Annotated in this window: 15 protein-coding genes; 8 read left to right on the forward strand and 7 right to left on the reverse strand. The window is 74.3% G+C overall.

The window, feature by feature from the left end; all coding sequences use genetic code 11:
• Nucleotides 1–53 precede the first annotated feature (53 nt).
• A complete protein-coding gene (locus GFJ45_RS11855; RefSeq protein ID WP_153397468.1) occupies nucleotides 54–548 on the forward strand; it encodes an acVLRF1 family peptidyl-tRNA hydrolase in 495 nt (164 codons plus the stop codon).
• 48 nt (nucleotides 549–596) lie between these two features.
• Here the strand turns inward: GFJ45_RS11855 and ypfJ are convergent, their stop codons facing one another.
• Nucleotides 597–1,514, reverse strand: a complete 918-nt coding sequence (gene ypfJ / locus GFJ45_RS11860) for a KPN_02809 family neutral zinc metallopeptidase (protein ID WP_153397470.1) — start codon at nucleotides 1,512–1,514, stop codon at nucleotides 597–599.
• A 100-nt stretch (nucleotides 1,515–1,614) separates the two neighbouring features.
• Between ypfJ and GFJ45_RS11865 the strand changes: the two genes are divergently transcribed.
• Nucleotides 1,615–3,213 carry an ABC-F family ATP-binding cassette domain-containing protein gene (locus tag GFJ45_RS11865; RefSeq protein WP_153397472.1) on the forward strand — a complete coding sequence of 533 codons (1,599 nt, stop codon included), beginning with the start codon at nucleotides 1,615–1,617 and terminating at the stop codon, nucleotides 3,211–3,213.
• 97 nt (nucleotides 3,214–3,310) lie between these two features.
• Nucleotides 3,311–5,197 carry an ABC transporter ATP-binding protein gene (locus GFJ45_RS11870; RefSeq protein ID WP_153397474.1) on the forward strand — a complete coding sequence of 629 codons (1,887 nt, stop codon included), beginning with the start codon at nucleotides 3,311–3,313 and terminating at the stop codon, nucleotides 5,195–5,197.
• Here GFJ45_RS11870 and GFJ45_RS11875 read toward each other — a convergent pair.
• From GFJ45_RS11875 to GFJ45_RS11890, 4 genes are read right to left on the reverse strand one after another with little or no spacing between them, the layout of a single operon-like run.
• Entirely contained in the window at nucleotides 5,181–5,954 is a 774-nt protein-coding gene (locus GFJ45_RS11875; protein ID WP_153397476.1) for an SDR family oxidoreductase, read from the reverse strand. The genes GFJ45_RS11870 and GFJ45_RS11875 overlap by 17 nt on opposite strands.
• Before the next feature lie 44 nt (nucleotides 5,955–5,998).
• Nucleotides 5,999–6,841, reverse strand: coding sequence for an SURF1 family cytochrome oxidase biogenesis protein (locus GFJ45_RS11880; RefSeq protein WP_228386929.1), 843 nt, complete (start codon nucleotides 6,839–6,841; stop codon nucleotides 5,999–6,001).
• Nucleotides 6,842–6,848: 7 nt separating this feature from the next.
• Nucleotides 6,849–7,058, reverse strand: a complete 210-nt coding sequence (locus GFJ45_RS11885; protein ID WP_153397478.1) for a hypothetical protein — start codon at nucleotides 7,056–7,058, stop codon at nucleotides 6,849–6,851.
• Nucleotides 7,055–7,441 (reverse strand): DUF3099 domain-containing protein, encoded by a 387-nt coding sequence (locus GFJ45_RS11890; protein ID WP_153397480.1) that lies wholly within the window; start codon nucleotides 7,439–7,441, stop codon nucleotides 7,055–7,057. The genes GFJ45_RS11885 and GFJ45_RS11890 overlap by 4 nt, the downstream gene beginning before the upstream one ends.
• Between GFJ45_RS11890 and GFJ45_RS11895 the strand changes: the two genes are divergently transcribed.
• A complete protein-coding gene (locus GFJ45_RS11895; RefSeq protein WP_153397482.1) occupies nucleotides 7,434–8,204 on the forward strand; it encodes a beta-ketoacyl-ACP reductase in 771 nt (256 codons plus the stop codon). The two genes, GFJ45_RS11890 and GFJ45_RS11895, sit on opposite strands and share 8 nt — an antisense overlap.
• Before the next feature lie 32 nt (nucleotides 8,205–8,236).
• Nucleotides 8,237–8,992 carry an enoyl-ACP reductase FabI gene (fabI, locus tag GFJ45_RS11900; protein WP_153397484.1) on the forward strand — a complete coding sequence of 252 codons (756 nt, stop codon included), beginning with the start codon at nucleotides 8,237–8,239 and terminating at the stop codon, nucleotides 8,990–8,992.
• 31 nt (nucleotides 8,993–9,023) lie between these two features.
• Here the strand turns inward: fabI and glgC are convergent, their stop codons facing one another.
• Nucleotides 9,024–10,277, reverse strand: a complete 1,254-nt coding sequence (gene glgC / locus GFJ45_RS11905; RefSeq protein WP_153397486.1) for a glucose-1-phosphate adenylyltransferase — start codon at nucleotides 10,275–10,277, stop codon at nucleotides 9,024–9,026.
• A gap of 71 nt (nucleotides 10,278–10,348) precedes the next feature.
• Here glgC and glgA point away from each other — a divergent pair, with 71 nt between their 5' ends.
• Nucleotides 10,349–11,581 carry a glycogen synthase gene (gene glgA / locus GFJ45_RS11910; protein WP_153397496.1) on the forward strand — a complete coding sequence of 411 codons (1,233 nt, stop codon included), beginning with the start codon at nucleotides 10,349–10,351 and terminating at the stop codon, nucleotides 11,579–11,581.
• On the opposite strand, the gene GFJ45_RS11915 is transcribed toward glgA, so the two are convergent.
• Nucleotides 11,556–12,305: a hypothetical protein gene (locus GFJ45_RS11915; protein ID WP_153397488.1), complete on the reverse strand. Its 750-nt coding sequence runs from the start codon at nucleotides 12,303–12,305 to the stop codon at nucleotides 11,556–11,558. The two genes, glgA and GFJ45_RS11915, sit on opposite strands and share 26 nt — an antisense overlap.
• Nucleotides 12,306–12,394: 89 nt before the next feature.
• Between GFJ45_RS11915 and GFJ45_RS11920 the strand changes: the two genes are divergently transcribed.
• Together GFJ45_RS11920 and GFJ45_RS11925 are read left to right on the forward strand one after the other, a co-directional pair.
• On the forward strand, nucleotides 12,395–13,189 hold the full coding sequence (locus tag GFJ45_RS11920) for an ABC transporter ATP-binding protein (protein ID WP_153397490.1): 795 nt from the start codon (nucleotides 12,395–12,397) through the stop codon (nucleotides 13,187–13,189).
• Complete coding sequence (locus GFJ45_RS11925; protein WP_153397492.1) at nucleotides 13,186–13,947, forward strand: sulfite exporter TauE/SafE family protein; 762 nt, start codon at nucleotides 13,186–13,188, stop codon at nucleotides 13,945–13,947. The genes GFJ45_RS11920 and GFJ45_RS11925 overlap by 4 nt, the downstream gene beginning before the upstream one ends.
• Nucleotides 13,948–14,079: the final 132 nt, after the last annotated feature.

The raw sequence follows: 14,079 nt of genomic DNA on the forward strand, positions 1-14,079 counted from the left end.
CACCGCTCCACACCGCGGTGTTCAGCGAGGCGAACTTGTTGTCACCGGCCGGGATGACCGAGCCGAAGTTCGGCCGGCTGGAGGAGGTCCTCGCCGCGTGGGCGGCCCCACCGCCACGGCTGGCGCTGCTACTGGTGCGTCGCGGCGGCTACGCCGTCGGCCGGGCCGACGGGGACCAGCTGGTCGACCACCACTGCGGTACCCGCTACGTGCAGGGCCGCACCAGCAAGGGCGGCTGGAGCCAGCAGCGGTACGCCCGGCGGCGTGGCCACCAGGCCGACGCCCTGGTGGCGAAGGTCGCCGACCAGGCGGCCCGGGTGCTGCGGGCCGGCGTCCCTGCTGACGCGCTGGTGCTCGGCGGAGACCGCCGCCTTGCCGCCGCCGTGCTGGAGGACCCCAGGCTCAGCCGGCTGGCCGCGCTGCCCCGGCGGGGCTGCTACGACCTGCCGGACCCGCGGCTGACGGTACTGCAGCAGGCGGTGCGGCGCGGGCGCGCGCTGCGGGTCGAGGTCTCCGAGCCCGACGGGGACCGCGGCACCGGCAGCTAGCGGACCGCGCAGCGCAGCCCGCGCACCGTGCCCGGTGCCCCGCGGACGTCAGCGGCCGAGGTCGTCGGCGGCGAAGGTGTCGCAGGCGCTCGGGTCCCCCGACTCGTAGCCGGTGAGGAACCACTGCCGCCGCTGCGCGGAGGAGCCGTGGGTCCAGTTCTCCGGCCGGACCCGGCCCTGGGCGCGCTCCTGGATCCGGTCGTCACCCACCGCCTCGGCCGCCGACAGCGCCGACTCCAGCTGGTCCCGGGTGATCGGCTGCAGCATCGCCTCGGCGGTGCTCCCGGTGCGGGTGCCGTCGGCGTGGGCGACCCACACCCCGGCGTAGCAGTCGGCCTGCAGCTCGACCCGGACCGCGCCGGACTCCGGCCCCCGGGGGTCCTGCTGGGAGCGGGACAGCACCCCGGCGAGGTTCTGCACGTGGTGGCCGTACTCGTGGGCGACGACGTACATCTGCGACAGCGCGCCGCCGTCCCCGCCCATCGCCTCGAGCTGCTCGAAGAAGCTGACGTCGAGGTAGACCTGGGAGTCCAGCGGGCAGTAGAACGGCCCGACGCGGCGGTCCGCGGTGCCGCAGCCGGTGCTGACCACGTCGGTGAAGATGATGGTGCGGGCCGGCTCGTAGCCCTGTGTGCCACCCCAGAACCGCTGCACGCTGTTGACCGTGCCGACGACCCGGCAGTCCAGGTGCTCGTTGGCGTCGGCGCCCGTCCGGCAGTGGGAGAAGTCGCCCTGCGCTCCCTCCTGCTGCACCCGGCCGGTGTCGAAGGTCCACGGCGTGGTGCCCCCGCCGGCCCCGCCACCCTGGCTGCCGCCCCCGCCGAGGTCGCCGCCGAAGAACAGGTACAGCACCAGGAGCAGCAAGCCGCCCAGCCCGCCACCGGCCGCCAGCCCGCCACCGCCCCGGCCCCGGCGACCGCCGCCGACCTGGCTGGTGTCCAGTCGGGCGCTGTCCTTGAAGGTCATGGCTGCTCCGGGCGGTGCGGGAAACGGTTCGAGGGTGCGCGGACCTTGCCGTAGAGTAGCCAGTCGCCCTCCCGCCCGCCGTCCGACAGGAGCCCTGCCCGTGATCGTCGCCTCGGGAGTGGAGCTGCGTGCTGGCGCCCGGCTGCTGATGGAGGACGTCTCGCTGCGGGTCTCACCCGGAGACCGGGTCGGCCTGGTCGGCCGCAACGGAGCCGGCAAGACCACCCTCACCAAGGTGCTGGCCGGGGAGGCGCAGCCGGCGGCCGGGACCGTCACCCGCTCCGGTGCGGTCGGCTACCTGCCGCAGGACCCCCGCACCGGCGACCTAGGCGTGCTGGCCCGGGACCGGGTGCTGTCCGCCCGCGGGCTGGACACCGCCCTGCAGCAGCTGCGCGCCGCCGAGGAGGCCATGGCCGGGGAGGACGAGACCCGCCGGGCCCGGGCGATGGGCCGCTATGACCGGCTGCAGGCGGAGTTCGACGCCCGCGGCGGCTACGCGGCCGAGTCCGAGGCCGCCGCCATCGCCTCCAGCCTCGGGCTGCAGGAGCGGATCCTGGGCCAGCCGCTGCACACCCTGTCCGGCGGCCAGCGCCGCCGCGTGGAGCTGGCCCGGATCCTGTTCTCCGGTGCCGAGACGCTGCTGCTGGACGAGCCCACCAACCACCTGGACGCCGACTCGGTGGCCTGGTTGCGGGACTACCTGCGCTCCTACCCGGGCGGGCTGCTGGTCATCTCCCACGACGTCGACCTGGTCGAGACCGTCGTGAACCGGGTGTTCCACCTGGACGCGGCCCGTGCCGAGCTGGACGTCTACAACATGGGCTGGCGGGCCTACCTGGCCCAGCGCGAGGCCGACGAGCGGCGCCGCCGCCGGGAGCGGGTCAACGTCGAGAAGAAGGCCTCCGCGCTGCTGGCCCAGGCCGACAAGATGCGGGCCAAGGCCACCAAGGCGGTCGCCGCGCAGAACATGGCCCGCCGCGCCGAGCGGATGCTGGCCGGTCTGGAGGCCGAGCGGGCCCCGGACAAGGTGGCCCGGCTGCGGTTCCCGAGCCCGGCGCCCTGCGGCCGGACCCCGCTGACCGCCGAGGGGCTGTCGCGCTCCTACGGGTCGCTGGAGGTCTTCACCGACGTCGACCTGGCCGTCGACCGCGGCTCGCGGGTGGTCGTGCTCGGCCTCAACGGCGCCGGCAAGACCACGCTGCTGCGGATCCTGGCCGGCCTCGACGAGCCCGACACCGGCCAGGTGGTGCCCGGGCACGGGCTGCGGCTGGGCTACTACGCCCAGGAGCACGAGACCCTCGACGTGGACCGGACCGTGCTGGAGAACATGCGCTCGGCCGCCCCGGGGCTGGACGACACCGAGACCCGCAAGGTGCTGGGGTCGTTCCTGTTCACCGGCGACGACGTGGACAAGCCGGCCGGGGTGCTCTCCGGCGGCGAGAAGACCCGGCTGGCGCTGGCCATGCTGGTGGTCTCGGCCGCGAACGTGCTGCTGCTGGATGAGCCGACCAACAACCTGGACCCGGCCAGCCGCGAGGAGGTGCTGGCGGCGCTGCGCTCCTACGAAGGCGCGGTGGTGCTGGTCAGCCACGACGAGGGTGCCGTCGCGGCCCTCGACCCGGAGCGGGTGCTGCTGCTGCCCGACGGGGTCGAGGACCTGTGGGGCGCCGACTACGGCGACCTGATCAGCCTCGCCTGACCTGCAGCGACGGAATAGCCCCCCGCGGGGCGGGGTTGGACACGGCGAGGCCGGCGCCGGCGGAGGACGGGGCCGTCTCCTCGGACAGGAGCTGCTCATGCGACAGGGGATGCCGGGCGGGATGTACCGGCACTTCACGCACGACCCCGAGGTCGTCCGGCACAAGGTGCAACGGGAGACGGTGCGCCGGGTGCTGTTCTACGGGCGGCCGTTCCGCACCGAGATCGCGATCTTCCTGGCGCTGACGCTGCTGGGCGCGGGCCTGGTGATCGCCACGCCGCTGCTGCTGCAGCGCATCATCGACGACGGCGTGACGCCCGGGAACCGGCAGGTGGTCATCCTGTTCGGCTCCCTGGTCGCGGCGCTGGCGGTGGTGGAGGCGGTGCTCACCGTGGTGAACCGGTGGTTCTCCGCCCGGATCGGCGAGGGGCTCATCCTGGAGCTGCGCCGCGAGGTCTTCACGCACGTGCTCCGGCAGCCGATCGCCTTCTTCACCCGGGCGCAGACCGGGTCGCTGGTCAACCGGCTCAACACCGACGTCATCGGCGCCCAGCAGGCGTTCACCTCGATCCTGGCCGGCCTGGTCAGCAACGTGTTCGCCGCCGCGCTGATCATCGGGGCGCTGCTGACCCGCAGCTGGCAGATCACCCTGCTGGCGTTGCTGCTGCTCCCGCTCTTCCTGCTCCCGGCGAGGCTGATGGGCGACCGGCTCTCCGCGCTCACCCGCCGGCAGATGGGGCTGAACGCCGACCTCGCCAGCCGGATGACCGAGCGGTTCAACGTCGGCGGGGCGCTGCTGGTGCGGCTGTTCGGCCGCCCCGAGCAGGAGGACGCCGAGTACGCCGAGCGGGCGCGAGGGGTGCGCGACTCGGGCGTGGCGATCGCCGTCAACCGGGTGGTGTTCATGGCCGGTCTGGGACTGGTCGCCGCGCTGGCGACCGCGCTGGTCTACGGGCTGGGCGGGCTGATGGCGGTCGCCGGGCAGCTGTCCGTCGGCGCGCTGGTGGCGATGGCCATGCTGCTGGGCCGCCTCTACGGGCCGCTGACGGCGCTGTCCAACGCCCGCGTGGACGTGATGACCGCGCTGGTGTCGTTCGAGCGCATCTTCGAGGTGCTCGACCTTCCGCCGCTGGTGACCGAGGCCGAGGACCCCGTGGACCTGCCGGCACGGCCGCTGGGGGTCGAGCTGGACGGCGTCAGCTTCGCCTACCCCTCCGCCGAGGAGGTCTCGGTCGCCTCGCTGGAGCAGCGTCCGTTCGCCGAGGAGCGCGACGGGGTGCCGGTGCTGCACGGCGTCGACCTCACCGTGGAGCCCGGCCAGCTGGTCGCCCTGGTCGGTCCCAGCGGGGCCGGCAAGACCACGCTGACCGGCCTGGTCGCCCGGCTGTACGACCCGACCCAGGGCACGGTGCGCGTCGGGGGCGTGGACCTGCGGCAGGCACGGCTGTCCTCGGTGCGTGACGCCGTCGGGGTGGTCACCCAGGAGGCGCACCTGTTCAACGACAGCATCCGCGCCAACCTCGCCTACGCCCGCCCCGACGCGGACGAGCCGGCGATGTGGCAGGCGCTGACGGACGCCCGCATCGCCGACCTGGTGGCCGACCTGCCGGACGGCCTGGACACCGTGGTCGGCGACCGCGGCCACCGGCTCTCCGGCGGGGAGAAGCAGCGGCTGGCGATCGCCCGGCTGCTGCTGAAGTCGCCACGCCTGGTGGTGCTAGACGAGGCCACCGCCCACCTGGACAGCGAGTCCGAGGCGGCCGTGCAGGAGGCCCTGGACCGGGCGCTCAAGGACCGCACGGCGCTGGTGATCGCCCACCGGCTGTCCACCGTGCGCCACGCCGACCGGATCGTGGTGCTCGATCGCGGCCGGGTAGTCCAGCAGGGCAGCCACGAGGAGCTGCTCGCCCGCGACGGCCTCTACCGGACGTTGTACGAGACGCAGTTCCGCCCGGAGGCCGAGCGGGTCACAGCGCGCGGGTGAGCCCGCCGTCGACGGTGGTGACCGCCCCGCTCATGTAGGAGGCCCGCGGCGAGGTGATGAAGGCCGCGACCGCGCCGAACTCCTCCGGCTCGCCGTAGCGGCGCAGCGGGATCCCCGCCTCGGAGCGGGCCCGCGCGGCGTCGGCGTCGCCGGTGGCGGCATCGATCTCGCGGACCCGGTCGGTGCTGATGCGGCCGGGCAGGATCAGGTTCACCCGGTGTCCCTCGGGGCCGTACTCGTCCGCCAGCGTCTTGGCGGCCATCGCCAGCCCCGGACGCAGCCCGTTGGAGATCGCCAGGTTCGGGAGCGGTGCGCGCACCGACGTGGACAGCACCACGGTGACCGCCACCGGAGAGCCGGGCTGGGCACCGTCCAGCACGGCGCGGGCCAGCCGCAACGGGCCGAGGTGGACCGTCTCGAAGGCCTGCCGCCACTGCTCGTCCGTGGTGTCGCGCAGCGCGCCGCCGGGCGGCCCGCCGACGCTGAGCACCGCGCCGTCCAGCCGGCCGAACTCCTCGCGGGCGGCGGCGACCAGGCGCTGCGGGGTCTCCTCGGCGCCCAGGTCGGCCGCGACCGGATGCGCCCGGCCGGGCCCCGCCGCGGTCAGCTCCTCGGCAGCACGGGTCACCGTCGCCTCGTCACGGGCGGCGAGCACGACGTGGGCCCCGTCGGCGACCAGGTGCCGGGCGGTGGCCAGCCCCAGCCCGCGCGAGGCGCCGGTGAGCAGGTAGACGTTGCCAGCGAGTCCAAGATCCATGCCCCCATCCTGGCAGGGGCGATGCCGCTGCCGCGCCCGGGTCGCTACTCGTCCTCGTCGTCCCAGATCCGCCGCCGCCTGCGGGGCCGCGGCTGGCTGCTGGCGGCCCCGGTGGCCTCCCGGTGCTCCCGGCGGGCCAGCACCCCGACCAGGACCAGCCCCACCGGCGCGGTCAGCCACCACTGGATCGCGTAGGCCAGGTGGGTGCCCAGCTCGGTGCGCGGTGGCTGCAGCGGCTCCGGGCGGGCAGGCGCTGCCTCCGCACCGGCACCGCCGCCCTGCTGGGGCTGTTCGGCCTCCAGCACGAGGTAGCCGTCCAGCAGCGACAGACCGGTGGCTGCCTCGGCGGCCGCCGGGTTGACCGAGGCGAGCTGCCCGGCCGGCAGCTGCCGGCCCAGGTCCTGCTCGCCGGGCCGTAGCCACCCCCGGACGGTCACCGGCCCCTCCGGGGCGGGCGGCACCTCGGGCAGGGTGGTGGCGTCCGCGGCGTTGCGGACCCAGCCCCGGTCCACCAGGACGGTGAGCGGGGACCCGGTGCCGCCGTCAGGACCGGTGAGGCGCAGCGGGACCAGCACCTCGTACCCGTAGACGCCGTGGTGGGGCCGGTTGCGGACGAGCAACTGCTCCTCGGTCAGGTAGCGGCCCTCCGCCTCGACCCGCAGCCACTCCTGGTCCGCGCTGACCCGCCCGTCGGTCCCGGTCACCACCTGGGCCAGCGGGCGGGGTTCGGCGGTGTAGTGGGCCTCGACACGGTCCCGCGCGGCGACCTTGTCCTCGTGCCGGGACCACTGCCACGCGCCGAGGAAGCCGGCGGCGACCGCGAACGCAACGGCGAGCGCGGTGGCGGTGAGCCAGCGGCGGGTGCCGAGCGTGGACAGCAGCGACACCGCCGCCTCACCCCTCCTCAGGGGTGAGCGCGGAGACGGGCTTCACCTCGAGCAGGAACCCCCGGACCTGCACGAACGTGGTCAGCTGCTCCTGGTGCTCGGCGCAGGCCAGCCACACCTTGCGCCGGCCCGCGTGGTGCACCTTCGGGTTGTTCCACACCACGGCCCACTCGGCGGGCGCGCGGCAGGCCCGCGCGCTGCAGACGAGCGGGGTCACCGGGGCGAGGGACCGGGATCGTCGTGGCCGGGGCCGCGCTGGTCGCGGTCGTCCCGGGCGGGGTCACGGCGGGCCGGCAGCCGGGACCCGGGCCCGTGGACCCCCTGCGTGCTGGTGCGCACGTCGACGGCGTTGGCGATCATCACCGCGATGGAGGGCAGCACGACGGCCGCGCCGGCGAGGATCCAGCCGACCACCTGCCAGCCGCTGACCAGCGCCCAGACCGCCAGCGGGAACGCCACGGTGCGGAACCCCATCGCCCACAGGTAGTGGCGGGTGCGTCGGCGCCGGTCCTGCTGCCGGGAGGGCCGCGCGGTGGTCACCGCGTGCACGGTGTCCGGTCGGCGGCGCCCCGGACGGTGGGCCGGGATGTGGATGCGCACCTCTCCACGATACGACTACGGTGGCGCCGTGACCGACACAACGCAGCGCACCGAGCAGCCCCGGGCCGTCCTGGTCACCGGGGGCAACCGGGGGATCGGGCTGGCCATCGCCCGCGGCTTCGCCGAGGCCGGCGACGACGTGCTCATCACGTACCGCTCGGGGGAGCCGCCGGAGGGGCTGCGCGGGGTGCGCGCCGACGTCACCGACGCCGCCAGCGTGGACGCCGCGTTCGACGAGGCCGAGCAGCTGCTGGGCCGGCCGGTGGAGGTCCTGGTCGCCAACGCCGGCGTCACCAAGGACGGGCTGCTGATGCGGATGAGTGACGAGGACTTCGAGGCGGTCCTGGGGACCAACCTCACCGGCGCCTTCCGGTGCGCCCGCCGGGCGGTCAAGGGCATGATCCGCGCCCGGCGCGGCCGGATCGTCCTGGTCTCCTCCGTGGTCGGGCTGTACGGCTCGCCCGGCCAGGCCAACTACGCCTCCTCGAAGGCTGGGCTGGTGGGGCTGGCGCGCTCCATCACCCGCGAGCTGGGCGGGCGGGGCATCACCGCGAACGTGGTCGCGCCGGGCTACATCGACACGGAGATGACCGCGGCGCTGCCGAAGGACCGCAAGCAGGCCTACCTGCAGGCCATCCCGGCCGGCCGGTTCGCCGCCCCCGAGGAGGTCGCCGGCGTGGTCCGGTGGCTGGCCGGGCCCGACGCCGGGTACGTCTCCGGGGCGGTCATCCCGGTCGACGGCGGCCTCGGCATGGGTCACTGAGCGAGGCCGCCCCGGCCGCTACTGTGTCCGCCATGCTCCTCGACGGCAAGAAGCTCCTCGTCACCGGTGTCCTGATGGACTCCTCGATCGCCTTCCACGTGGCCCGGCTGGCCCAGGAGAACGGCGCCCAGGTGGTGCTCACCTCCTTCGGGCGCACGCTGCGGATCACCCAGGCGATCGCGCGCCGGCTCCCGCAGCCGGCCGACGTGGTGGAGCTCGACGTCACCAACCAGGAGCACCTGGACACCCTGGCCGAGCGGGTCGGGGCGCAGGTGGACGGCCTGGACGGGGTGGTGCACTCCATCGGCTACGCCCCCAAGGGCGCCTTCGACTTCCTCAACGCCTCGTGGGAGGACGCCGCGACGGCGCTGCACGTCTCGGCCTACTCGCTGAAGGCGCTCACCGTGGCCGCGCTGCCGCTGATGCGGGAGGGCGGCAGCGTGGTCGGCCTGACGCTGGACGCCAGCGTGGCCTGGCCGGTCTACGACTGGATGGGGGTGGCCAAGGCCGCGTTCGAGTCCACCAGCCGCTACCTCGCCCGGGACCTGGGGCCGAAGGGCATCCGCTGCAACCTGGTCTCCGCCGGGCCGCTGGCCACGACGGCGGCCAAGTCGATCCCGATGTTCGAGCAGTTCGAGCGCTGGGGGGAGCGGGCGCCGCTGGGGTGGGACGTGAAGAACCCGGTGCCGGCCGCGCAGGCCTGCGTCGCGATGCTCTCGGACTGGTTCCCCGCCACCACCGGCGAGATCGTGCACGTGGACGGCGGGTTCCACGCGATCGGCTTCTGAGCCACCGCGGGGGCGGTCTCCCGCCCCGCCGTCACCCCGGCAGGACGGTGCCCTTGCCGACCACGACCAGCCCGGAGTCGGTCACCGTCAGCCCCCGGGCGCGGTCCTGCTCGTGGTCCACCCCGAGGTTGGTGCCCGGCGGCACCACGACGTTCTTGTCGACGATGGCCCGGTGCACCTGGCAGCCGCGGCCCACGTCCACCCCGTCCATCAGGACCGAGTCGGTGATCGAGCTGAAGCTGTGCACCCGGACGCCGGGAGACAGCACCGAGCCGGTCACGCTCGCCCCGCTGACGACCACGCCGTTGGACACGGCGGAGTTGACCGCGGTGCCGATCCGGTCCTTGGACCCGTGCACGAACTTGGCCGGCGGGTGCGAGCCCGGGTCGGTGTAGATCGGCCAGGCCTCGTTGTACAGGTTGAACACCGGGTGGATCGAGACCAGGTCCATGTGGGCGTCGTAGTAGGAGTCCAGCGTCCCGACGTCCCGCCAGTACGCCCGGTCCCGGTCGGTCGCCCCGGGGATGTCGTTGTCCTTGAAGTCGTAGACCCAGGCGTCGCCGGCCTCGACGAAGGCGGGCACGATGTCGCCGCCCATGTCGTGCTTGGAGCCGTCCCGGGCGGCGTCGGCGGTCACGGCGCGCTCGAGCACGTCGGCGTCGAAGACGTAGTTGCCCATCGAGGCGAGCACCTCCTCCGGGCTGTCCGGCAGCCCGGGGGGATCGGTCGGCTTCTCCAGGAACTCGTGGATGCGGCGCGGGTCGGCCGGGTCGACGTCGATGACGCCGAACTGGTCGGCCAGCGAGCGCGGCTGCCGGATCGCGGCCACGGTGACCCCGGCGCCGGTCTGCTCGTGCTGGGCCACCATCTGCGAGAAGTCCATCCGGTAGACGTGGTCGGCCCCGACCACCACCACGATGTCGGGCCGCTCGTCGTGCAGCAGGTTCAGGCTCTGGTAGATCGCGTCGGCGCTGCCCTGGTACCACTGCTTGCCGCGGCGCTGCTGGGCCGGCACCGGGGCGACGTAGTTGCCCAGCAGCGTCGACATCCGCCAGGTCTTGGTGACGTGGGCGTCCAGGGAGTGGGACTTGTACTGGGTGAGGACCACGATCTTCAGGTAGCCGGAGTTGACGATGTTGGACAGCGCGAAGTCGATGAGCCGGTACATCCCACCGAACGGCACCGCCGGCTTGGCCCGATCGGCGGTGAGTGGCATCAGCCGCTTGCCCTCACCCCCCGCGAGCACGATCGCGAGCACCTTGGTCCGGCCTGGGTAGCGCGCCATGGCCCAAACCTAGAGGCAGGCCGTCGGCGGACGCGAGCGGTAGCGTGACCGGCGTGGACACCGAGACGCCCCTGGCCGTGGACATCCTCACCCGCGAGTACCCGCCGAACGTGTACGGCGGCGCCGGGGTGCACGTCGCCGAGCTGGCCCGCGCGCTGCGGGAACGGCCAGGCCTGCGGGTGCGGGTGCGGGCCTTCGGCCAGCCCCGCACCGAGGAGGACACCTATGGCTACCCCACGCCGGAGGCTCTCGCCGACGCCAACGCCGCGCTACGCACGCTCGGGGTGGACCTGACCATGGCCCACGACGTCGCGTCCTCCGGTGCGCGGCTGGTGCACTCCCACACCTGGTACGCCAACCTGGCCGGCCACCTCGGGAGCCTGCTGGCCGGTATCCCGCACGTGGTCACCGCGCACTCGCTGGAGCCGCTCCGGCCGTGGAAGGCCGAGCAGCTCGGCGGCGGCTACCGGGTCTCCAGCATGGCCGAGCAGGTCGCCTACGAGGGCGCCGCGGCCGTCATCGCCGTCTCGGAGGGGATGCGCCAGGACGTGCTGGCCAGCTACCCCCAGGTGGACCCCGACCGGGTCCACGTGGTGCACAACGGCATCGACGCCTCGCTGTGGCAGCCGGACGTCAGCGAGCAGGCGCGGGCCGTGGCACGGGGGCTCGGCATGGACCCGGACCGGCCCAGCGTGGTGTTCCTGGGCCGGATCACCCGGCAGAAGGGACTGCCCTACCTCCTGCGCGCGCTGCGGGAGCTGCCCGACGGCGTGCAGGTGGTGCTGCTGGCCGGCGCCCCGGACACGCCACAGATCGCCGCCGAGGTGGAGGGGTTGGTGGCCCGGCTGCGGGAGGAACGGCGCGCCGAGGACGCGGTGCTGTGGGTGGACCGGATGCTGCCGCGCGCTGAGGTGGTGGCGGTGCTGTCGGCGGCGTCGGTGTTCGTGTGCCCGTCGGTCTACGAGCCGCTGGGCATCGTCAACCTGGAGGCGATGGCCTGCGGGCTGCCGGTCGTGGCGACCGCGACCGGCGGCATCCCCGAGGTCGTGGTGCCGGGGGAGACCGGCTGGCTGGTGCCCGTCGAGCAGGTCGCCGACGGCACCGGCACCCCGGTGGACGAGGACCGGTTCGTCGCCGACTTCGCGGCCGCGCTCCGCGACGCCCTGGCCGACCCGCAGCGGGCCCGGGCAATGGGGGAGGCGGGCCGCCGCCGGGCCATCGAGCACTTCTCCTGGACCGCGGTGGCCGAGCGCACCGTGGCCGTGTACGAGCAGGTGCTCAGCGCCAGCCGGCCAGGTGCATGACGGCGACGTTGGTGGCCAGCCCCAGCGCCTCGTCCGCCCGCGCCCGGAGCCGGGTGAGCAGCACCTCACGCCGGCTGTAGGTGCTCGCGTCCACGGTCTGCAGCCGCTCGTCCTGGGCGGCCCGTGCCAGCATGCCGGCGGTAGCCGCCAGGTCCAGGGTGCGCACCGCCCGGCGTGGCAGCCCTCGCGGCAGCCCCCACCCGGCGGCCAGCTGCTGGCGGGCCTGCTGCTCCAGGCCCGGGACGGTCGCGAAGACCCCGCGCAGGTCCCCCAGGCCGTCGGTGAGCGCCGCCAGCTCGGTGCGGAGCCGCAGCTCCACGTCACCCAGGTCGAGCTGCTCCAGCCGGTGCACCGGCACCGGGTCGGCGTCGAAGGCCTCCCAGTGCACCCGCCAGCCCCGGTCGACCTCCGGGCCGTAGGGCCCGATCCACGGCACCAGCGCGCCGCCGGTGCCGGGCACGTAGACCAGCTCCTCGGCCTCGGTCGCGGCCGCGACCAGCTGCTGCGGGCCGTGGGGCATCGCGGTCAGGTCACCCGGGCGCACCAGCGCGGCGAGGACCACCTGCTCACCCAGCGAGCGCCACAGCTGCAGCCGCTCCAGCAGCCCGGTGCAGTGGTCCAGGTCCGGCAGCGCCCGCTCGGCGACCTCGGCCAGGTCGGAGCCGTCGCGCAGCGCCGCGGTGGCCCAGAGGGCGACGCGGACGCTGGCCGGCAGGACGGACACCCCGGCAGGATAGGCGCCGGCACCGAAGGTGCGAGCACACCGCCACCCGGAGCCGTGGCCGGCCCCGCCACGAACTAGTCTTGCCCGCCATGAGCGATGTCCTGGAGTTCGCCGGGGTGGGGGTGACTCGCGCGGGCAGCGCGCTGCTGAGCGAGATCACCTGGTCGGTCGAGGAGGGGGAGCGCTGGGTGGTCATCGGCCCCAACGGGGCCGGCAAGACCACGCTGCTGCAGCTGGCCGCCGCCCGGATGCACCCCACCACCGGCGTGGCCGGTGTCCTGGGCGAGGTGCTCGGCGCCGTGGACGTCTTCGAGCTGCGCCCTCGCATCGGGGTCTCCAGCGCTGCGCTGGCCGACCGCATCCCGCCCGAGGAGCAGGTCCGCGACGTCGTCGTGACCGCGTCCTGGGCGGTCACCGGTCGGTGGCGGGAGGAGTACGACCCGGTCGACCTCGGCCGGGCCGACGAGCTGCTCGACGCCATGGCGGTGGGCCACCTAGCCGAGCGCCGCTACGGCACCCTCAGCGAGGGCGAGCGCAAGCGGGTGCAGATCGCCCGGGCGCTGATGACCGACCCCGAGCTGATGCTGCTGGACGAGCCTGCCGCCGGGCTGGACCTGCGTGGCCGGGAGGACCTGGTCGGCCGGCTGCAGCTGCTGGCCGAGGACCTGGCCGCCCCGGCGATGGTGCTGGTCACCCACCATGTCGAAGAGATCCCCCCGGGCTTCACCGACATCCTGATGCTGCGCGAGGGCCGGGTCGTCGCGGCGGGACCGCTGGAGCTGACGCTCACCGCCGAGAACCTGTCGGCGACCTTCGGGATCCCGCTGGTGGTGGAGCGGCACGGCCCGCGCTGGAGCGCCCGCGCCGCGCAGGTGGGGGAGTGAGCCTGCTCGAGGCCGTCTGCATCGTCCTGGCCGGGCTGGCCGCCGGCACCATCAATACCATCGTGGGGTCCGGGACCCTCGTGACCTTCCCGACGCTGCTGTTCTTCGGGTACGCCCCGGTGTCGGCGAACGTGTCCAACAGCCTCGGCCTGGTGGCCGGCGGCGTCAGCGGTGCCTGGGGCTACCGGCACGAGATGGTGGGGCTGCGGCGTGTCGTGGGCCGGCTCGTCCCCGCGTCCTTCGCCGGCTCCGTGCTGGGCGCGGTGCTGCTGCTGGTGCTGCCGGAGGAGGCGTTCGAGACGATCGTGCCGGTGCTGATCGGGCTGGCCCTCGTGCTCGTCGTCACCGGGCCGCGGCTGAGCCGCTGGGCGGCCCACCAGCATCCCGACCGGCTCACCACCGGGCGGTGGGTGGCGCTGCTGATCGGCATCGTGCTGGCCGGCATGTACGGCGGCTACTTCGGCGCGGCCCAGGGGGTGCTGCTCATCGGCCTGATGAGCGTGCTGCTGCCGCTGCAGCTGCAGGCCATCAACGGGATCAAGAACGTGCTGGGCATGGTCGTGAACCTGGTCGCGGCGGTCACCTTCCTCATCGTGGACCCGGCGCAGATCAACTGGCCGGTCGCGGCCCTCATCGCGCTCGGGTCGGTGACCGGTGGCTTCGTCGGCGCCCGCATCGGCCGGGCGATGCCGGCGTGGCTGCTGCGCTCGGTCATCGTCGTCATCGGCGTCGTCGCCATCGGGGTGCTGCTGACGTGAGCCCGCGAGAGCCCGCGCCGGAGCCGCTCCCGGACCGGCTGCCGGAGGGCGTCCTCGTGGTGGAGTCGCCGGAGGACCCGCGGGTGCGCGACTACCTGTCGCTGACCGACGTGGCGCTGCGGCGGGTGGTGG

This window comes from Ornithinicoccus halotolerans (assembly GCF_009602535.1).
Lineage (GTDB): Bacteria > Actinomycetota > Actinomycetes > Actinomycetales > Dermatophilaceae > Ornithinicoccus > Ornithinicoccus halotolerans.